Genomic DNA, 19302 nt, shown 5'->3' on the forward strand with positions numbered 1-19302 from the left:
GGGAATATGCGTGGAATATTTATTGCCGCGCTGCTGTGCGTCGCGCTTTCCGGCTACGGCAATATCCGTTTGCCCCGGATCATCAGCAGCAACATGGTATTGCAGCAGCGCGACAGCGTGAAGATCTGGGGATGGGCAGATCCATATGAAGAGATCACCGTAAGGCCATCCTGGGGGCCGCAAACATACAAAGCCACCGGCTCCCGCGATGCGCGCTGGGAGGTGAAAGTGGCAACGCCTGCCGCAGGCGGGCCTTATACTATCACCATAAAAGGAAAAAACACCATCGTGCTGGATAATGTTTTGATCGGCGAAGTATGGATCTGTTCCGGGCAAAGTAATATGGAAATGAGCGCACAAAAAGGTCTGCGGGATGCGAAAGCAGAACTGCCTTCCGCACACCTTCACAATATCCGTTTCTTTCATATTCCTAAAACAACGGCTCCATACCCGCAGGATGATTGTGAAGGACAATGGGCGGCCTGCGACAGCGTAACGCTGCAGGCATTCAGCGCTGTAGCATATTTTTTTGGCAAGCGTTTAAGCGCGGAGCTTGATGTGCCCGTCGGCCTTATCGGGGCCAGCTGGGGCGGCACCGCGGCGGAAGTATGGACGCCGGACAGCATCGTGCGCCAGGACCCTGTGCTCAAACAGGCGGCTACCAAAATACTCCCCAGCGGCATGTGCCCCTATGAGCCCGGTTATGCATTCAATGCTATGATTGCGCCGGTGACGCCTTATGCCATTGCCGGCGCCATCTGGTACCAGGGAGAGAACAATACCGGCGCGGCAGATACCTATCAACGGTTATTCACGGCCATGATAGACGGCTGGCGGGCCGCCTGGAAAAAAGATTTCCCTTTTTATTTCGTGCAGATCGCCCCTTTCAGGTACAAGGTAAAGAACACCGGCGCCCTGTTGCGGGAAGCGCAGCTGCAAAGCACGGCGCATCCTAAAACCGGTATGGTGGTGATCACGGACCTGGTGGCCGATACCAACGACGTTCACCCTGCCAACAAACATGATGTAGGGCTCCGTTTAGCCAATCTCGCGCTGGCAGACACTTATCACCGGCAGGGAATTCCCTTTCAAAGCCCCGTTTTCAGCAACATGCGCATCAGGGGCAACAGGGCTGTCGTCACTATCAACCATGCAGGTAAAGGTCTGGTGATAAAAGGAACAACCGCTACGGAGTGGACGATCGCCGGTGAGGATAAAATATTCTACCCGGCGGATGTGGTGATACATCAGCACACAGCAACGGTGTCGAGCAAAATGGTGAAAGCCCCTGCGGCGGTGCGTTATGGCTTCAGGGATGCTGCAATGGGCAATGTTTTCAGCCGGGAAGGCCTGCCCCTGGCGCCGTTCCGCACGGATAGCTGGAAGGTGGAAACGGAATGACGATAGCCTTCCGTGGCATTTGCGAATCTAATTATGAAAGGACGAACCGGGACGGATGTTTTTTAGGCAATGAAAAAAGCTGCGAAGAGAGGATTGCTCATACAACAACGAAAAAGGGGCACAGCGTCATGTTAATGAACTGTACCCCTCTGGGTGGATGAGGGGGCTCGAACCCCCGACCCTCAGAACCACAATCTGATGCTCTAACCAACTGAGCTACAACCACCATGTGTGTTTTGTGGAGTGCAAAGGTAATATTTTTCGTAGTCAATTTCCAAATGTTGAGGCGGAAATCTTTTACAAAAAATCGAAATTGTTGTTTCCCGGTAATTGCCTGATGTTGTTGCTTATAACATATTGCAAATTGAAATCTGTTTCCGGGACCCGGTTATGCACATGATTTCCACAAAAAAACGCGTATCTTTGCCATTCGCAAATCACCCGAAAACTTACTAGCCCAGCATGCGAAGTGCTGGGCTTTTTGTTTTTATTAACCAAGAAAAAATTATATAAAAAGTTGACATACAACTAACTATGCATATGGATCAGCTAAAATTGAAATTACAGGAGTATTATCAGCGTTACCGGAAGCAGGACAAACTGCCGAAGAAGGAAGCACAGGAAGGGGGGAAAGACCCTGTGCAGGACCTGGAGAATGATATCCTTACACAGTTCGGGCTCCCGGTATCCAAAAGGTTTGTACAGATATTGCACGATTTTGTCAATCAGGGACAGGTAAACGACCAGTTGCTGGATTATGTGAGCAAGAAATTGCGCACTGCCGCCAGGAAATATTTACTCGCACCGGTCATGAGCGATTTGGAACAACTCAACCAGGCCCGCGACCAGAAGCGGAACCCTTTCGACGTATTGCCGGAGATCGGGTATCCTGCAAATGAATATGCCGTTTTCCTGGTAGGGGAACTGCTGTACCGCCGCAATATGAGCGCCGCAGACGTGCTGGATGAATTGCATCGCGCACACAAGCACAACAGCTGGGAAGACCTGCTGATGCTCAGCAAGATCAGCAATTATTCCAGCCACGAACTTTACACAAAACTCAAGAAGTTCGAGCTGCGGTTCGTCGACGATTTCGTGCAGCACCAGCACCGCCAGGAAGTGACGCGCCCGCAGAATAAACGGCTCACGCCCGCGGAAGAAGGTTATAAGCCCAATTACAAAACCATTTCAAAAGTACAGGTGGAAGACATCGTGTTCGACGACAAGACCACGCCCAGCCTGTTCGGCAAGATCAAAACCGGCAGCCGCTACACCCGCATCACCATCAGCCTCGAATTTTCAGAGCTGAACCAGCTGCTTATGAGTGGCGGAGAGCTGGGTGTGGAAATTGCCAACACCATCAAAAAACGCCTGTCCAACCCCGCGGTGGCCAAACCACTGGTGATAGACATCAAGGCGGAATTCGGCGAGCCGCTCAAGCTGGACAACTGCTACCTGGAAGTATACAAGCCGCAGCACCAGGAGAACGGCAAGTGGATGGAAGACAAAGACGCGTTCTATTTTGTAGACAAGATCCTGTCCAAAAAAGAATTCGAGAAACGCAGCAAGGAAGCGGAAGTAAAAACCAAGATCCAGGAATGCCTGGAACTGATCGGCGGCTCTTACGTATATTACCAGCGCCTCCGCAGGCTCGGCATCACCGAGGAAGAAGCCAAGCTGCGCGCGGGCTTGCAGGATGAGCTGTTGTACAAGCTCAGCTACTACCTCAATAAATTGAAGGATTAATTACTGTCATAGCACGAAAAAGCCCCGGCATTGCGCCGGGGCTTTTTTATTATAGAAATGTTCTGGTTAGAAATTCTTCTCGATCCTTCCCACTCTGCCATACTGGTCCATGCCTTCCACTACCACCCTGAAGTTCTTCGTATTGTCGTTGTTATAGAAGATGAGGCGGGCGGTGTGATTGGTGCTGTCTATCACCAGGCTCGGGTTCCAGAATAGGGTGAGGCGTTTATCGGGCAGGTCGTGCACAGGTTTGCGTACGGAATAATCAGGATTGTAGAATTCCTTGATGATCTTGTAACCGCCTTTTTTCAGCAGCTCCAGCCCTTTTACCGTGGGATCGGGCCGGCTGTCGCCGCCGCGGCGCGTCCAGATGGCAATGGCGCCGTCGCCGCCGCCGATGCCGCCCATGAACGGGGGGCGGAATACTTTAATGAGCGCAACATCCGCCATGGGGATATTGGCCACGGTGCCGATGTCTACGGGCATCTGGTCCAGGTATACGCCGGGAGCGCCGCCACGCCAGGAGAGCGTAGGGTTGCTGATGTCGCCGGTGATCTGGAGGCCGGGCACGCGCGCCTGGAGGTATTGGAATACGTTGAACGAGGTGGGGTTTTCGTTCGTCAGGTCGAAGGTCATCGCGTTGCCGCCGGAGAACATGCCGTTGGCATACCGTTTTTCAGTGGTCTCGGCCTCGGTCGGTTTTTTAGCGGTGATGTCCACCCCCTGCAGCTGGATGGTGCGGTTGTTGATCCTGCGGTTCACGCTATTGCTTTCCACCACGGTGGCGAGGTAATTTTTCAGTATCCTGTTGTCCAGCGGCGGAGGAGGCAATAAGGGAATGGGCGTTTTTACGCTGGTGTATACGTCAAAGAAGTGACGGTCGAACTGCACGTCCACATCTTTCCATTTTTTATTGGTCATATTGCCCTGGAAATAAACATTGGCGGTATCGTTGTAGAACAGGTTGTTCAGCTGGAACGTACCGTCGGGGTTTACGGGGGCGGATGCGAATGCGGAAGAACTGTCTACCGGTATCTTGATCAGGAAGTTCACGCTGCCGTCTGTAACCGGCTGTCCGCCTGCGGTGCGGGCTTTACCGGTGATGTTGATGCCCTGTTCGTAAGGATATTTTATCTGCGGGTATTTGTCCTGCAATATCTGCTGCCAGCTAAATCTTCTCCAGCCATTGGTCAGCATCACGAGATCGAGCGCCTGCAGCGTGCTGGCGCTGTCGTTGCGGAAATACCAGGCCGGGTTGTGCACGTAACCATGAATGTCTGAGGTAAGCAGGGTATTGCTCACGATGTTGTTGCCCCAGGGATCGAAGCCCACCTGGTCTGCATCCGTAACGGATGCGCTGATGCGGCCGCGCATCGAATCGGGCACCTGCAATACCAGCTCGGTGCGCTGGCGCGGGCCTTTGTTCAGCTCCTGCGGGTCCAGGAAATATTCGATCTGGTCGTTCTTCTGCCTTACGTATACCAGGCGCTCGGAAAGGGGAGTGCCTTTCTGGTCGAACAGGGTGAGGGTGATGATGCCGGTGGGTATATTGGTGGCGGGTATCAGGCCGCTCACTTTTCCTTCGGAAATATTGAGGTTGGCTTTGTAGATCACCTGGTTCTGCATGGTGGCGATCAGCAGCAGGTCGTTCATGCTTGTGTCCAGCCCGTTGAAGCCGGTGAGATAGAATATCCTGGCGCCGCGGTTGTATACTTTCAGGGCAATGCCGCTGGATTTTACCGCGGGAAGGTTGAAGGTCTTCTGCTGGCCGCTGGCGGTGGACACTACGGCTTTGTAGCTTTCCCCGGCTGCGGGCTTCAGTTCAAAGGTGCCCATGCCGTCGTGCAGGGTTTCGATCACGGCCACCTGCTGGTCTTTGCTGTCGCGCACTGCGCCGGCCACTTTAATGGGATAACCGTTCTGGTCGATGGCTTTGAAGGCTACAATGCTGTTCACATCGGTCACCAGGTCGCCGCCTTCCGGGAAGAACTGCACGGCGTAATCTTTGGCGGAAGAACCATCGTCTCCGCCTTTGCCGGTTTTCGGGTCCAGCACCTGTATGTTCTTATAAAAAAGGAATGTGCTGTCGTAGTTGAGCATCCACGCGGTGTAGGCCCTGATCTGGTAAAGGCCGGGCTTCATGTTCTCGGGGAGGGCAAACTGGCCGGCTGCACCGCCGTCGTTCACGAGCAGCAGCTCTTTCTGCACAATGGCGCCTTTCGCATCGCGCAGCTCCGCGTAAAGGTTGCGGGCGCCGAGGGCGGGGAGGTCGTTCAGCGTGAGATAGGCGGAAAACCAGATGTTCTCGCCGGAAGCGTAATAATCTTTATCGAAATGCAGGTAAACTTTTTCCTGCGGGTAGTTGTTGGTGAATTTCTCTAAAGCCTTGATGATCCTTTCGGTCCAGTCATCGGGTCGGGAAAAGCCCAGGGAACCCCACACGGCCGTGGCCATAAGGCCGGCGGTAAGCAGAATCCTCAGCTTTTTCAGGGAAGGTCGTTGCATGGAGTGCTAATCGTTTAATGATCCAAGATAGTCATTTACGAATAATTAGTAGATAAGGATACGGATATTTTAACATTTCGTTTTTGGCGCATTATTGCGGAAATTCGCGGCAGCAAACGGGGCCCGCGCCGGCTTTATGCCTGGACGGCAGGCCGCCGTTGCGGGATGCATCAATATAACATGGCAAACGACAATCAAGGAACGGGTAAACTGGTAGTGATCGGCGGCGGCGCGGCCGGCTTTTTTTGCGCGGTAAACGCTGCCCGGCTGCACCCCGGCCTGGAAGTGACGGTGCTGGAGAAAACAGGCAAGCTGCTGTCGAAAGTAAAGGTCTCCGGCGGCGGCCGCTGCAACGTGACCCACCACCTGCATTCCATCGCGGAAATGACCAAACGGTACCCCCGCGGCGAACGCTTCCTGAAAAAAGCCTTCACCCGTTTTTTCGTGCCCGATACGATCGAATGGTATGCGGCCAGGGGCGTGGAGCTGAAAGTGGAAGACGATGGCCGGATGTTTCCCGTCACAGATAATTCCCAAACGATCATAGACTGCCTGCTGCGCGAAGCAGACCGCTACCGCGTGCATGTGCGCACGCATGCGGATGTTATCTCGCTGGAGCGAACAGGAGCGGAGTGGACCGTACACCTGGCTTCCGGCCCGCCGCTGAAAGCCCGGTATGTATGCGTGGCCGCCGGTGGTTTTGCCCAGGCGCAAAAATTCGGCTGGCTCACGGCTTTGGGGCATACCATAGAAGAGCCCGCTCCTTCATTATTCACTTTCAACATGCCGCAAAACCCGGTTACTGAATTGATGGGCGTATCGGTACCGCAGGCGCAGGTTAAAATAGCCGGCAGCAAATTGCAGGAAAGCGGCCCCTTGCTGATCACCCACTGGGGCATGAGCGGCCCGGTCATCCTCCGTTTGTCCGCCTGGGGCGCAAGGTACCTGCAGGAACAGCAATACACGTTTACCTTGCTGGTAAACTGGCTGCCGGCCTACAACGAAAACTCGCTCCGCGAAGCCTGGGCGCAGTGGCGGCTGGATATGGGCGGGCAGGCGGTGTGGACGAAAAACCCTTTCGGCCTGCCGCAACGGCTCTGGCATTTCCTGCTCCAACAGGCAGGGATACACGAAAATGCCCGGTGGTCTGAGCTGCCGGCCAAAGAGCAGAACAAGCTCATCCGTAGCCTGACGGCGATGGAGTTCCCGGTGAAAGGGAAAACCACTTTCAAGGAAGAATTCGTGACCTGCGGCGGAATAAAACTTTCGGAAATAGACCCGCAGACCATGCAGAGCCGCATTGCGCCTGGTTTATATTTTGCCGGCGAAGTAATGGATGTAGACGGTATCACCGGCGGTTTCAACTTCCAGCACGCCTGGACGAGCGGGTGGATCGCGGCGCAGCTGGAAGGAGGTGAAGTCTAAAAGAAACTAATCCCCGCCTGCCACCCCAGCCATCCCGCATTCCTGCTGCCGGAAGTGAAAGAAGGGTACCCTTTCGCAGGTTTCTCGACGATCCCATCTTCGTATTCAGCGTATGATACTACCGGTCCCGCCTGTACGGAGAACCAGGGTGTGACTTTGTAATGTAACTGCGGGATGAAACGGTACACCTGCCCCATGCTTTTCCAATCGCGGTTGAAGAGGTTTTGTTGCAGCAGGTCGGTGGTGATGGCCAGGCGGTTGTTGCGCAGCGGAAATTCACGGCCGAAGCCCAGGCCGAGGCTGTGAAGATCGCCATTCACGCCGCCTGCGAGGATGGAATAGAATTGTTTCCTGCCGCTTTTGAAGGAGATATTCACCGGCATAAGGTCGCCGGAATATATGCTGAGCTTATAATACCCGTTTTTCCGCACGATATTCAGCAGGCCGATACTGATGCCGCCGGAGCTGTCTGCCACATTCACGAGGCCGAACTGGAAACCTTTTTCCAGCTTTCGCGTAAAATTCCCCAGCAGCCCCAATTGCACGCCATGCATGGTTCCCCCGGCCCAATTGAATAACGGGGCGAACTGGAAACCGCTGAAATCACCGGTCGTGATGTTGGTGAAACCCGCCAGCTGCATACCCGAAGCATCACCGCCCGCAAAGTTGCCGATGCCCGCAATGTATGCGCCTGAAGCGTTCCGCCCCGTATAATTGGCGAAGCCGCCGATTGCGAAACCTGAAGCGTTAAGCTCCACGTAATTGGCAATGCCTGCAATGCGTGCGCCTCCTGCTGTATCCCTGTTCACATTGGCGAAGCCGCCGATCTGTACGCCGCTCACGCTGCCGTCGTATACATTCGCCAGCCCGGCGATCTGCCCGCCCTGGGCGGCGCCTGTGGCCCTGTTCACGATCCCGGCGATCTGTACGCCGTGCACATTGCCTTTGGAGCGGTTGGCGATACCCGCGATCTGCACGCCGCTCACGGAATCGCCCATGATGTTGTAGATACCGCCTACCTGCGCGCCTTTCATCCAGCCTTCGGAGTAATTGCCAATGCCGCCGATCTGCACGCCCTGCACTGATTTCAGGTTGTGGTTAAAAATACCGCCCACCTGCGCGCCTTTGATGTTGCCGCCCACGATGTTGAAAATACCCGCTATCTGCACGTATTGCGCGTCTTTTTTATTGATGTTGAAGCCCCCGGCGATCTCCAGGCCGTCAGTGCCCGCGGAATAGCCGCCGAGTATATTCAGGGAGAACTTGTTCTCCACCTGGCCAGACATCTTGCCATGCGAGCCGATAGACGGCAGCAGCGAGGATTGCACCGGTTTGCTGGCAAAGAAGCGGGAGATATTGTCTGTTTGCCTGCGCAGCCCTTCGGAAAGGAGGCGTTTGCCCAGCCAGGTTTTTTCCACCTGGTCGTTTACGATGAATTCTTTCAGCTGCACCGGTTTGGCGGGGGCAATGGTAACGGCCACCTCCCGGTCGAAGCCGGGCATGACATACATGCTGGTGTCTATATACAGCTCTTTGCTGACGGTGAGCTGCACGGACGGCTGGCGGCCTTTGTCCCGGAGGCGCAGCTGGAAATAACCTTCCTGGTTGGAGAGGGTGGAGGCGAGGTCCATGCGGTCGTAGATGCTGGCATTGGCAATGCTCTGGCCGTTTTCCCGGTCGCGCACGTAGCCGCTGATCACGTAATGCCGTTCGCGCACGGCTTCGGAGCGCTGGAGGATGATGTGCTCACCGGTTTCTATGTATTGCATGCGGCCCTGGAACAGCTGGTCGAGCGTTTGGCGCACGGTTTTATTGGTAATGGTGAGGGTCACCAGGCTGTCTGCCCGGAACGGCTTGCCGATATAGGAAAAAGAGCAATTGCCGGCCTGGCTGATGCGGGCCAGCACGGTGTCTACCGGTTTGCGGACCACCCTGATGGAAATGGTCTTGCCCAGTTGCTGGGCAAAGAGGCTTGAAGGAAAGAGCACTAGCAGCAATATACAGGCACGTAACAAGGTGGAGCAGGGTTTATACATGGCGAACGCCGGGTCTTCTTTTCAGAACCCGGCGGCCAAAATTAGCGTAAATAGTACAATGGTTAAAAGGGGGAATACATAAGCGGTTAAAACACGCCCGCTTTCACGCCCAGGTGGAAGCCGGGAGCGCTCATCTTACTATCCGCCAGGGTAGGGTCTCCGGCGCCCATGATCTGCCGCCAGGTGCCGCCGGCAACGATGCGCAGGTAGCTGGTGATGTTCAGCTCGGCATTGATGTAAGGCTCCACTACAAAAAATCCGTTGGATTCATACACATGGTCGCGGTCGTGGTCGCGGCCCCAGTCGTGACTGCTGCGCTGCGAAACGCCACCGCCGCCTACGAGGGCGCCTGCGCTCCAGTGAAACAGCTTGTCTGAGTTATGCACGTATTCCACTACGCCGCCTGTATACCAGAGGTTCCATTTACGGCCGTCATCGAAGTTGTCTACTTTCAGGCTATTGGCCATGCTGTAAGCGCCTGCACCCAGCATGATCTTTTTGTTGAGGAATACGCCGCCGTAACCGCCGGTCATTACCGCAAAACGGTCGTCGAAGGTGGTGACCTTGCCCAGCAGGGCGCCGTATGCGCTGAGTTTCTTTGTGCCGCCGCCTTTGTTCTTAAAGGTGGAAGAGAGTGTTTCCATCTGCTGCGCTTGTGCGAAAAGTGCTGTAAGGACCAGGGCGCATGCTAAAGTAAATGTTTTCATATGTCGGAAGTTTGTGTTTCTGGTAATATGACCGGATAAATGCAGCCGCCCCCTATAAGCCCTGTAAATTTTTTTTGAAGCAGAATGAACAAAATGAATAAGGCTGTTTCAAAATGAACAGAATGAACAGGAGTTAATGGATTAACTTCAACAAGCGCCCCAATTATTTTTTTCAACCAAATGCATCATTTTATGGAGAATAAACCCTACGGTTGCAAAGAGAGCCTGCGCCGGGGGATACAGGAAATGTCCGGTGGTGGCTATTTCGCTGATCTTGTTGACATGGGAAAATTGATACACTGCAAAATAGAATCTCTTAATACCCTAATTATTTTTTCACCTAAACACATCATCTATGGAAAACAAATTCTACGGTTGCGAAGAACTGAGCCCCGCAGTTATGCAGGACATTACAGGCGGCGGCTACATCGGCAACGTTGTGATCCTGGGCAAGGCCCTTTACTCCCTTACAAAAGGTTTTATAGCCACAGCGCCCCTGGCAGGCCCGCTGGCTTTCAGCTTGCTCACTTCTTTCGTTGACCCCGTAATCGACGCTGCATAGCATACCGCAAATGGAAGTGAATATTGCTTAAAGGCGGCTCTGCAAAGGGCCGCCTTTTTGTTGTTGAAAAACCCGTCATTGCGGGGAGCAGCGGGGCCAAAGCAGCGGGGCGACGAAGCAATCTCCTGCGTTGAATAGGCGTACTCCAAGTCATGGAAGAGATTGCTTCGTCGCGTCTCCTGCCGCACAGCATCCCTTGCCGCTCCTCGCAATGACGGGTTTTTCGCTGTATAGCTGTATAGTTATGTAGTTAAAGGTAGTTAATGCCGGGAGGATAATCCTTCTCCAACGCCTGCAGCAACGCCGCGAAATCGTCCGGCCGGTGCAGGAAATCCATTTTCGTGGTATCCACCATCAGCGTACGCATCGGGTGCTGGCGGATGTATTGCATATACATGTTATGCACGTTCTGCAGGTAGCTGTCCGCTATCTGCTGCTCGTAACTGCGGTTGCGTTTGCGGATGTTCTGCTGCAGCTTCGGCACAGGCGCATTCAGGAAGATCAGCAGGTCCGGCTGCGCCAGCTGGGGATTGATGATGTCGAACAGCTTCTGGTAAAGCCCGAATTCATCTTCTTTCAGGTTCATTTTGGCGAACAGCAGGCTTTTCACGAACAGGTAATCGCTCACGGTGTATTGCGCAAACAGGTCGCGGGTAGCCAGCATTTCCTTCAGCTGTTTATACCGTTCGGCCATGAAGAACAGTTCCAGCGGGAAGGCATATTGTTCGGGCTCTGCGTAGAACTTGGGGAGGAAAGGGTTATCCGCAAACTCTTCCAATATCAGGCGCGCCTGCAGGTGTTCTGCCAGCTTCAGTGCCAGGGTGGTCTTCCCCGCGCCGATATTGCCTTCTATGGTAATAAAACGGTATTGCATGCGTTAGTGGGCGGCAGCGGTGTATTTATGCACTGGCAGGGGGTCCGGGCAAACTTCCAGCAGCTGGCTGACGGTTAGTTGCAGGATGGGATGCACCCAGCCGGGGAGTATCTCCTGGAGCGGGGCCAGCACAAACCGGCGGTTCTGCATCTGCGGATGCGGTATTTTCAGGTGCGGCAGCGTGATCACTTCCTGGTTAAAAAAGATAATGTCGATGTCGATCACTCTCGATCCCCATTTGATCCTTCTTACCCTGCCGATCTCCCTTTCCACGCGGAGGGTTTCGTCCAGCAGCTGTACAGCGCTCAGCGGGGTTTCCAGCACCAGGGCCTGGTTCAGGTAATCCGGCTGCTGTACGTCGCCCCAGGGCGCGGTTTCGTACATGGCAGACTCCATCGTCACCCTGCCGGCCCTTTCCTGCAGCAGTTTTACCGCTTCCTGGAGGTACGCGGGGCGGTCTCCCATATTGCCACCTATAAGTAATATTGCTGTATTCATGTATTTTTGACGGATCAAAAGTAGCTATATTCCCTATTTTTGAGAAAATTAATGGCGTTTTTGCAACCTGGGGCCTGTGGAAGAGGGTATAACTGCTTTTCTCCAATGAGCCAAGGTCTAAACTAATATCCTCATGCGCAGTTTCTTAAAATTCTTCCTGGCGTCCTTTGTAGCCCTTATCGTTTTTTCCATCCTCGCCTTTTTCTTTATGCTCATGGTGTTTGCCCGGCTGGCATCTTCCGGTGATAAAGTGGTGACCGGCTCGAATGCCGTAGTGGTGGTAGACCTCAGCCAGGGCCTCCGCGAACAGCGGGTGGAAGATCCGCTCCGCACTTTCCTGAGCGACGATCCCTCCCAGGAACCCGGTCTTTTTGATGCTGTGCGCCTGATCCGCAACGCCGCTACCGACGATAACGTGAAAGGCCTTTACCTGAAGGCCGACGGCAATGGCAACGGTTATGCTTCCAGCGAAGAGATACGCAGGGCGATCATGGAGTTTAAGAAAAGCAAAAAATTCGTATATGCGTATGCGGAGACCCTCACGCAAAACGCTTATTACCTGGCTTCCGCAGCCGATAAAGTATACCTTCATCCCAAAGGCTTCATCGATTTCGCCGGCTTCTCCATTACCATGATGTACCTGAAAGGCACGCTGGAAAAGCTGGAGATACAGCTGCAGATATTCTACAACGGCAAGTTCAAAAGCGCCACCGAACCGCTCCGCGAAACCAAAATGACGGAAGCCAACCGCATCCAGACCACCGCCTTCCTCGGCGACCTGTATGCCGATTTCCTGCTGCGCATCAGCGAAGCGAGGAAGATAGACACGGCTACGCTGCACCGTTACGCCAACGAAGGCCTCATCATGGAACCCTCAGACGCGGATAGATACAAGCTGGTGGACGGGCTGAAGTACAACGACCAGGTGATGGATGAGATCAAACGCAGCCTGGGCCTCAGCGGCGACCAAAAAGTGAATTTCATTTCCCTTAACCGCTATTTTTCCGCCAACCCGCTGTATGAGCACAGCGGCAACGTGGCGCTCATTTATGCCGATGGCGATATCGTGAGCGGCAGCAACGGTGAAGACCAGATAGCCAGTGAAGACTACGTGAAAGTGATCCGGGAAGTGCGGCAGGATAAAGACATTAAGGCCATCGTGTTCCGCGTGAACTCTCCCGGCGGCAGCGCGCTCGCTTCCGAGAGCATCTGGCGCGAGCTGAGCCTTGCGCGGAAAACCAAGCCCGTTGTGGTTTCTATGGGCAACTACGCAGCTTCCGGCGGTTATTATATTTCCTGCATGGCCGATTCCATTTTCGCGGAACCCAATACCCTTACCGGTTCCATCGGCGTATTCGCGATCGTGCCCAACATGCAGGGTTTCTTCAACAACAAGCTCGGCATTACTTTCGACGGCGTGAAGACCGGCGAATATGCCGATGCCGGCAACACCACCCGCCCGCTGACAGACAAAGAGAAAATATTGTTCCAGCGTTCGGTAGACACCATTTACGCCACGTTCAAACAACGCGTGGTAGACGGCCGCAAGCTGAGCCAGGCTGTGGTAGACAGCATTTCACAGGGCCGTGTGTGGACAGGCGTGCAGGCGCAGAAGATGGGGCTGGTAGACAGGCTGGGCGGCATACAGGCTGCCGTGGATTGCGCCGCTAAAATGGCAAACATCCCCGAAGTGAAGATCTCCGCCTATCCCAGGCCAAGGAACACCCTGGACCGGTTGATGAAAAGCGTTGGCGGCAGCGCGAGGGCCAGCGCGCTTAAGGAAGAGCTGGGCGCAGATTATGCGTTCTACCAGACGGTGAAAAAGCTCCGCGCCCTTACCACCGGCGAGGTACAGGCCAAGCTGCCTTACAGCATGGTGATCGAATAAGCGAATTCCACTGCATCATATATCGATCTGGAAAAGTGAGAAGCGGCATGCTTTTCACTTTTTCTTTTTTTATATTCGTTGCAAAGAATGATACCTATGAAACAATGGTTCCTGTCCCTTGCCCTGATGTTAACCGCCTGCCAGCAAACGCAGCAAAAGCAAGAAAATCAACAAACTTCAGAACCGGCTGTTGTGCCGGACACGATGGCTATACCGGATACATCGCAAAAAGCATGGGTGGCCCCGCCGCCGGTAGATCCGGAAGACTGGGGCGAGCGGGATACTGTTACGATCGGGGATGTTCTGTATACGGTCACCGATATTGCCCCGGCTGAGTTCATGGCTGTTCCGGCTTACCAACCGCGGCCGGAAACAGAAGAAAAGAACATCCTTCCTTATGCGGGAAAGGTTTCACGCCGGGGCGATTCCCTGCTGCTGAAGCTGGCGGATGGCAGAACGGAAGTGCTGGTGACGAGCCATTCGAAGGGGGATGATGGCGCGGATTACAATGATGCGGAGTACCGTTTCCTGGATTACATTCCCGCGCTGAAAGCATACCTGGTATATGTCATTGGATATGAATACTACCACTGCATGCTGGTGCATGCCGTAACGGGCGCGAAGATAAATACGGTCAGCATACCGCAGCTGTCGCCGGATAAAAGATCATTTATCTGCAGCAATTCCGATCTTGTAGCGGGTTTTACCACCAATGGTTTCGAGCTGTTCAGGGTGGCGGGAGACAATATCATCTTAGTCCAGGAACGGCAGCCCGAAAACTGGGGACCTGTGATGATCAAATGGAAGGACGCGAAAAACCTGGTGGCCCATTTGCAGGAGCGGGACGGGCAAATGAATGAAAAAGACCGTTTCGTGATGTTAGTGCCCCGTTAATACATGCTCCCGGGAGAAATGCCTTTACCGTAAGTTCAACATTGTACTGCTCAGCCTTCTTCTGAATAGATCGGGTCCCTTTCTTCGGGGCTCAGCCTGATCACGTTGTTGTGATTATCATCTACCACTTTCTGCGCCTGTATGCGCAGGCGGCGCAGGCCGTCTGCCAGTGCTTCCATACTTTTTTCCGCTGATTCCGCGATCTCGTTGTGATGGCGGATCACGCTGGTAAGCCGCTTGATGTGCTCGTTGATCACATTGCAGAGGATCTGTGAAGCGCTGAAAGGATCGAACTCCTGGAGGCCTTTCAGTATCTCATCATAACACGCGCACATTTTTTCCATGGAACCGGACGGTTCCGCGGCGGTTTCTTGTTTTTTCAGTTCTGCCATAATTCAGTCGGGTTTTACTGCCGGCTTTACCCCGGTGTTGGTTGATGGATTGGTTTAGATATGATGCTTACGCAACTTAATAAATGTTCCCTAACCCCTTTCCCCCAAATTTGTTAACTATCGGTTATTGATTTTATGAATAAAATTTTGAGAGCGGGGGTAACAAACATTCCTACCTGTTGATCTACTTCCAAACAAGCAAAATTTGATCACTCACTAAAATCGATATCACATGAAAAAGCAAAGTTTAGCAGCCCTGTTCGCAGCCGTTACATTATTTGCCGCATGTAAAAAGAACGATGCGCCCCCGCCCGCCAACCCCGTACAGGATACCCGCGACCTCCTGGAAAAGATCGGGCCGCAGGTACAATCTTTTACCTTCAATGCAACTGATCTCCCCAAAACAATATCCCTCAAAGGTGGCGTGAAAATTACTTTCCCGGCCGGTTCACTCACTAAGAACGGCGCAGCCGTAACCGGCAACATCAGCGTGGAAGCGGTGGAACTGCTCAAACGCAGCGACATCGTGCTGTTCGGCGCCAATACCAATCACATCTCCGGCGCGCCGCTGCAGTCAGACGGCTCATTCCTGGTGGATGTAAAAGCCAATGGCGAAAATGTGGACCGGCAGCTGAAAGTGCCCATCAGGGTGGAAGTGCCCGCCAAACGCGATGGCGGTACGCAGTTGTGGGTAGGGGCAGACACGGTGCAGGGCAACCAGTTCGCCTGGCAGCCGCCGCGCCAGGGTGCAGGCCAGGTGGATGTGAAAATGGAGAATAACAAATTCACTTTCGATTTCGGGCAGCTTGGCTGGGTGAACTGCGACATCTTCTGGTCCTGGGCCAACCCGAAAACCACCGTGAAAGTATCCGTGCCTAACAATCCCGGCAGCATGGCCAGTTTCAGGGCCTTTAGCGGTGAAACTTTTGTGTTCTTCATTGCAAAGAATGCCAACGTAGTAGCACAGCTCTATACGCCCGACGGCGCCAACCGCGTGAAAAGCTACGACAACATGATGCCCGTTGGCGCGCAGGGCCGCCTGATCGCTTTCTCCATCAAAGACGGCAGGTACTATTTCGTGAAAAAAGATATCACCATCGGCAACGGTATGGACGAAGCCCTTACGCTTGCCGAAACCACGGAAAGCGCCATACAGGCCGAGATCACCGCGCTGGATGGATTGTAATAAACTTTTGATTCACTGAGGTTTACCAGGTTTTAAGTTCGAAAGCTCCCGCCCGGCGGGAGCCTTTCCTTTTCCCGTGAATAATTGCCGGGCGTTTGCTAGTTTTGCGTCCATCTAAAGAAAAACGCATGGCAGAAAAGTATAACCAGGGCAGGGCAATGTGGTCGATCACCAGGGCAAGCATCCGGGCAATGTTCAGGAGCCCTTCCGCGATCGTATTCAGCCTTGGTTTTCCCCTGATGTTCACGATGGTGTTCGGCTTCATCGGGGGCGGGGGCAGCTCCGTGAGGGTGGGGGTAGACCATGCGTCTGACACGCTGAACCCCGTTTACCAGGGCCTGCGGCTCAGCAGGAACATCAGGCTGGTGACCACGGCCACGGCGGAGCAGATGGAAGACGACCTGTCTAAAGGCAGGCTCACCGCCATCCTGAAGATAGATACCGGCGGCAAAGCGCCCGCGCCGCAATATACCGTGCATGTAAAGACCTCCACCGCCAGCACGCCCGAAAACACCGGCATGCTGATGAATATGCTGGGCACGGGCATCAACATCGCCAATGACCGCGAGTTTCCACGCCCTTCCGTAGCCAGGATCGTTCCTGAAACGGTACCGGGGCGCATTTATAAACGCATCGATTTTATCCTTCCCGGCCAGCTGGGCTTTTCGCTGCTGAGCGCGGCAGTGTTCGGCACGGCCTTCCTGTTCTTCAGCCTGCGGCAGACGCTGGTGCTGAAGCGCTTTTTCGCTACGCCGGTGAGCAGGATGTATATCATACTGGGCGAGGCTATCAGCCGTTTGCTGTTCCAGTCCTTCGGCTCCATTATCATCATCGGCGTGGGGTATTTCCTCTTCGGTTTCACGCTGGTGCACGGCTTCCTCACTTTCCTCGAAATGTTGCTGCTGTGCCTGTTCGGGCTCATCGTGTTCATGGGTTTCGGGTTCGTGGTGAGCGGCATTGCCAAAACCGAAAGCACCATCCCGCCGCTGGCCAATATGGTCACGCTGCCGCAGTTCCTGCTGGCGGGCACCTTTTTCCCGATAGACGTGTTTCCCGGCTGGCTGCAGCCTATATGTAAAGTATTGCCGCTTACATACCTGAACGATGCTTTGCGCAAGGTGGCCTTCGAGGGGCAGCACCTCTGGAACCTGGGGCCGCAGGTGCTGATCCTGTCCGTTTGGGGTATTGTTGTTTATGCCTTGGCGGTGAAAGTTTTCCGTTGGGAATAATTGTGGGTTTTTTGCCGGAAAGAACGTAACTTTTACGTTCTTCTCCATCCTTAAAACACGCGTTATGCAACAAGAAGCCTTAATGATTACCCTGGGGGCTCTGGCTGTGATAGTGTTGGGATTATTTGTATTTGCTACGTATTTGCCCTCCCGCGTAAGAGTGGAACGATCCTTACTCATCCGCGCCCCCGCAGGCAGGATATTCAGCTTCGTGAACACGCTCCGCAACTGGCCCAAATGGAGCCCGTGGCATGGGGCGGACCCACAGATGAAACAGGAATATTCGCCTGAAGACACCGGCCCGGGAGCCGCCTGGTCCTGGAAAAGCCGCAACATTGGCAAAGGCAGTTTGAAGATCACGGAATCGCGGATGAATGAGTATATTGCCAATGAAATGAACTTCCTGCAACGGGGCCCGGCAAAAGGCTATTTCAGGTTCAGGCCTGCCGGAACGGACACGCTCGTTACCTGGGGCATGGAAGCGGATATGGGCCACAACCCGGTTCGCAAACTGATGGGCAAGCTGATGGACAAATGGGTGGGCAGCGACTTTGAAAAAGGCCTTAGCAACCTGAAACGATTGAGTGAAGTATAAAACCCGCAACCGGTAATTTTGTTATAAAAAAGGGCTGGAAAGCCCTTTTTTATTGGGCTTTGGCCCGCATTCGTACAATTATGAGATTCTTAAAGATGTTCCTGGCCGCAGTGGCCGTATTAGGCGTGCTGGTCTTTTTATTATCCCTGGCTTTCCCTTCCACCGCCCGCATGGAGCGCTCGGGCTCCATCAACGCCCCGCTGGATAAGGTATACGCCGAGATCAGCGATCTGCAGACCTGGGCCCAATGGAACCCCTGGAACCCCGCTTACAATGGCCGCAGCAATATCCTCCTTCAATATTCAGACCCCTCCGCGGGCCTGGGCGCCTGGTATACCTGGAGCAATACCGCCGGCAGCGCGGCTTCCGGGAGGGTAGAAGTGGTAGCGGCCGATCCTGCCAAAGGCATCGAATTCAACATGACCGATCCTTCTATGAAACCTGTAAAAGGGTATATCGAGCTGAAACCCACTACCGATGGCAATGGCACGGCCATTTTATGGCGCCTGGAAGCCAAAGTGGGGCTCGCGCCCTGGTGGAAGCTGCGCGGTTTCCTGATGGACCGCCTTTATGGTTCCTCCATGGAGGAGGGCCTGAACCGGTTGAGGAGTATGTGTGAAAGGAAGTGATTTTATTTGAATGGTATGGTAATTGTGAAGTGAACGGCGTAAATTTCCATTTCATTCAAATCAAATCCTATTTTATGAAAAGTATGTTATTCGGCCTTGCCTTCCTGCTTACCGCCTCCACCGTGCTGGCGCAGGATCCTCCAAAGAGCCCGCGCGTAACCGCCACCGGCGACAACGTTGAAATTGCTTACGGCCAGCCGTCTAAGAGAGGCCGCGTGATTTTCGGTGAACTTGAGAAATACGGAAAAGTATGGCGTGCCGGTGCCAACAAATCCACAGACATCACTTTCAAGAAAGACGCTACTTTCGGCGGCAAGCCCGTTAAAGCCGGCACTTACGCTCTCTTTATCATTCCCGAGGAAAAAGACTTCACCTTTATCCTGAACAGCGTAACCGGCCAGCCCGGCGCTTATGATTACGAGAAAAATAAGGATAAAGATGTGCTCCAGGTAAAGGTTCCCCGCCAGAAAACAGCTTCCACCGTGGAAAAACTGACCTTCAGCCTGCCCAAAGGCTCACTGGTGTTCGAGTGGGACGATGCCAAAGCCGTAGTGCCCATCAAGATCTAGGATCCCGAAAGAATACGCAAAAAAGATCATTCGCCGGTCCGGCAGCATTTAATTGCTGCCGGACCGGTTTTTTATATGGAATGATGGGACAAGAGGGTAAAGGCGTTGCTTCAGTATAGCTTTAGTAGGGTTTTAGTAGGGCTTTAGTAGGGATACCGTAGGGGAA

At 53.8% G+C, this 19302-nt stretch carries 17 protein-coding genes and 1 tRNA gene; 11 read left to right on the plus strand and 7 right to left on the minus strand.

Translation table 11 applies throughout. The features are described from left to right. Nucleotides 1-6 precede the first annotated feature (6 nt). Nucleotides 7-1401: a sialate O-acetylesterase gene (locus R3I13_RS19280; RefSeq protein ID WP_346319598.1), complete on the plus strand. Its 1395-nt coding sequence runs from the start codon at nt 7-9 to the stop codon at nt 1399-1401. A gap of 152 nt (nt 1402-1553) precedes the next feature. Here R3I13_RS19280 and R3I13_RS19285 read toward each other — a convergent pair. Then, nucleotides 1554-1627 (minus strand) — tRNA-His (locus R3I13_RS19285). Between the two features lie 314 nt (nt 1628-1941). Here R3I13_RS19285 and R3I13_RS19290 point away from each other — a divergent pair. Continuing rightward, a complete protein-coding gene (locus tag R3I13_RS19290; protein WP_346319599.1) occupies nt 1942-3147 on the plus strand; it encodes a hypothetical protein in 1206 nt (401 codons plus the stop codon). Between the two features lie 66 nt (nt 3148-3213). On the opposite strand, the gene R3I13_RS19295 is transcribed toward R3I13_RS19290, so the two are convergent. Then, nucleotides 3214-5652 (minus strand): MG2 domain-containing protein, encoded by a 2439-nt coding sequence (locus tag R3I13_RS19295; RefSeq protein ID WP_346319600.1) that lies wholly within the window; start codon nt 5650-5652, stop codon nt 3214-3216. Between the two features lie 180 nt (nt 5653-5832). Here R3I13_RS19295 and R3I13_RS19300 point away from each other — a divergent pair, with 180 nt between their 5' ends. Continuing rightward, nucleotides 5833-7077: an NAD(P)/FAD-dependent oxidoreductase gene (locus R3I13_RS19300; protein ID WP_346319601.1), complete on the plus strand. Its 1245-nt coding sequence runs from the start codon at nt 5833-5835 to the stop codon at nt 7075-7077. On the opposite strand, the gene R3I13_RS19305 is transcribed toward R3I13_RS19300, so the two are convergent. Next, a complete protein-coding gene (locus tag R3I13_RS19305) occupies nt 7074-9065 on the minus strand; it encodes a hypothetical protein (RefSeq protein ID WP_346319602.1) in 1992 nt (663 codons plus the stop codon). The two genes, R3I13_RS19300 and R3I13_RS19305, sit on opposite strands and share 4 nt — an antisense overlap. A gap of 134 nt (nt 9066-9199) precedes the next feature. After that, entirely contained in the window at nt 9200-9820 is a 621-nt protein-coding gene (locus R3I13_RS19310; RefSeq protein ID WP_346319603.1) for a hypothetical protein, read from the minus strand. Between the two features lie 355 nt (nt 9821-10175). On the opposite strand from R3I13_RS19310, the gene R3I13_RS19315 reads away from it, so the two are divergent. Further along, nucleotides 10176-10382: a hypothetical protein gene (locus R3I13_RS19315; RefSeq protein ID WP_346319604.1), complete on the plus strand. Its 207-nt coding sequence runs from the start codon at nt 10176-10178 to the stop codon at nt 10380-10382. A gap of 250 nt (nt 10383-10632) precedes the next feature. Here R3I13_RS19315 and R3I13_RS19320 read toward each other — a convergent pair whose 3' ends face one another. Together R3I13_RS19320 and folK are read right to left on the minus strand one after the other, a co-directional pair. Next, nucleotides 10633-11256: a deoxynucleoside kinase gene (locus tag R3I13_RS19320; RefSeq protein WP_346319605.1), complete on the minus strand. Its 624-nt coding sequence runs from the start codon at nt 11254-11256 to the stop codon at nt 10633-10635. Nucleotides 11257-11259: 3 nt separating this feature from the next. Further along, nucleotides 11260-11754: a 2-amino-4-hydroxy-6-hydroxymethyldihydropteridine diphosphokinase gene (folK, locus tag R3I13_RS19325; protein ID WP_346319606.1), complete on the minus strand. Its 495-nt coding sequence runs from the start codon at nt 11752-11754 to the stop codon at nt 11260-11262. Nucleotides 11755-11887: 133 nt separating this feature from the next. On the opposite strand from folK, the gene sppA reads away from it, so the two are divergent. Continuing rightward, nucleotides 11888-13642, plus strand: a complete 1755-nt coding sequence (gene sppA / locus R3I13_RS19330) for a signal peptide peptidase SppA (protein WP_346319607.1) — start codon at nt 11888-11890, stop codon at nt 13640-13642. A gap of 96 nt (nt 13643-13738) precedes the next feature. Then, a complete protein-coding gene (locus R3I13_RS19335) occupies nt 13739-14536 on the plus strand; it encodes a hypothetical protein (protein WP_346319608.1) in 798 nt (265 codons plus the stop codon). A gap of 50 nt (nt 14537-14586) precedes the next feature. Here R3I13_RS19335 and R3I13_RS19340 read toward each other — a convergent pair whose 3' ends face one another. Next, nucleotides 14587-14928, minus strand: coding sequence for a hypothetical protein (locus R3I13_RS19340; protein ID WP_346319609.1), 342 nt, complete (start codon nt 14926-14928; stop codon nt 14587-14589). A 232-nt stretch (nt 14929-15160) separates the two neighbouring features. Here R3I13_RS19340 and R3I13_RS19345 point away from each other — a divergent pair, with 232 nt between their 5' ends. The 5 genes from R3I13_RS19345 to R3I13_RS19365 all read left to right on the plus strand — a co-directional run bounded on the left by R3I13_RS19345 (nt 15161) and on the right by R3I13_RS19365 (nt 19136). Further along, entirely contained in the window at nt 15161-16114 is a 954-nt protein-coding gene (locus R3I13_RS19345; protein WP_346319610.1) for a hypothetical protein, read from the plus strand. Nucleotides 16115-16242: 128 nt separating this feature from the next. Further along, nucleotides 16243-17343: an ABC transporter permease gene (locus R3I13_RS19350; protein WP_346319611.1), complete on the plus strand. Its 1101-nt coding sequence runs from the start codon at nt 16243-16245 to the stop codon at nt 17341-17343. Between the two features lie 160 nt (nt 17344-17503). Further along, nucleotides 17504-17938: an SRPBCC family protein gene (locus R3I13_RS19355; RefSeq protein ID WP_346319612.1), complete on the plus strand. Its 435-nt coding sequence runs from the start codon at nt 17504-17506 to the stop codon at nt 17936-17938. 80 nt (nt 17939-18018) lie between these two features. After that, complete coding sequence (locus R3I13_RS19360; RefSeq protein ID WP_346319613.1) at nt 18019-18567, plus strand: SRPBCC family protein; 549 nt, start codon at nt 18019-18021, stop codon at nt 18565-18567. 74 nt (nt 18568-18641) lie between these two features. Next, nucleotides 18642-19136 carry a DUF2911 domain-containing protein gene (locus R3I13_RS19365; protein WP_346319614.1) on the plus strand — a complete coding sequence of 165 codons (495 nt, stop codon included), beginning with the start codon at nt 18642-18644 and terminating at the stop codon, nt 19134-19136. The last annotated feature ends 166 nt before the right edge of the window (nt 19137-19302 follow it).

The sequence above is a fragment of the Chitinophaga sp. YIM B06452 genome, assembly GCF_039655965.1.
Lineage (GTDB): Bacteria > Bacteroidota > Bacteroidia > Chitinophagales > Chitinophagaceae > Chitinophaga.

Bases quoted from the DNA above. Each gene is read 5' to 3' on its own strand.
- R3I13_RS19345 (WP_346319610.1), top strand. From the start codon at position 15,161: ATGAAAAAGCAAAGTTTAGCAGCCCTGTTCGCAGCCGTTACATTATTT.
- R3I13_RS19300 (WP_346319601.1), top strand. From the start codon at position 5,833: ATGGCAAACGACAATCAAGGAACGGGTAAACTGGTAGTGATCGGCGGC.
- R3I13_RS19365 (WP_346319614.1), top strand. From the start codon at position 18,642: ATGAAAAGTATGTTATTCGGCCTTGCCTTCCTGCTTACCGCCTCCACC.
- R3I13_RS19335 (WP_346319608.1), top strand. From the start codon at position 13,739: ATGAAACAATGGTTCCTGTCCCTTGCCCTGATGTTAACCGCCTGCCAG.
- R3I13_RS19350 (WP_346319611.1), top strand. From the start codon at position 16,243: ATGGCAGAAAAGTATAACCAGGGCAGGGCAATGTGGTCGATCACCAGG.
- R3I13_RS19280 (WP_346319598.1), top strand. From the start codon at position 7: ATGCGTGGAATATTTATTGCCGCGCTGCTGTGCGTCGCGCTTTCCGGC.
- folK (WP_346319606.1), bottom strand. From the start codon at position 11,754: ATGAATACAGCAATATTACTTATAGGTGGCAATATGGGAGACCGCCCC.
- sppA (WP_346319607.1), top strand. From the start codon at position 11,888: ATGCGCAGTTTCTTAAAATTCTTCCTGGCGTCCTTTGTAGCCCTTATC.
- R3I13_RS19290 (WP_346319599.1), top strand. From the start codon at position 1,942: ATGGATCAGCTAAAATTGAAATTACAGGAGTATTATCAGCGTTACCGG.
- R3I13_RS19320 (WP_346319605.1), bottom strand. From the start codon at position 11,256: ATGCAATACCGTTTTATTACCATAGAAGGCAATATCGGCGCGGGGAAG.
- R3I13_RS19360 (WP_346319613.1), top strand. From the start codon at position 18,019: ATGAGATTCTTAAAGATGTTCCTGGCCGCAGTGGCCGTATTAGGCGTG.
- R3I13_RS19315 (WP_346319604.1), top strand. From the start codon at position 10,176: ATGGAAAACAAATTCTACGGTTGCGAAGAACTGAGCCCCGCAGTTATG.
- R3I13_RS19310 (WP_346319603.1), bottom strand. From the start codon at position 9,820: ATGAAAACATTTACTTTAGCATGCGCCCTGGTCCTTACAGCACTTTTC.
- R3I13_RS19340 (WP_346319609.1), bottom strand. From the start codon at position 14,928: ATGGCAGAACTGAAAAAACAAGAAACCGCCGCGGAACCGTCCGGTTCC.
- R3I13_RS19295 (WP_346319600.1), bottom strand. From the start codon at position 5,652: ATGCAACGACCTTCCCTGAAAAAGCTGAGGATTCTGCTTACCGCCGGC.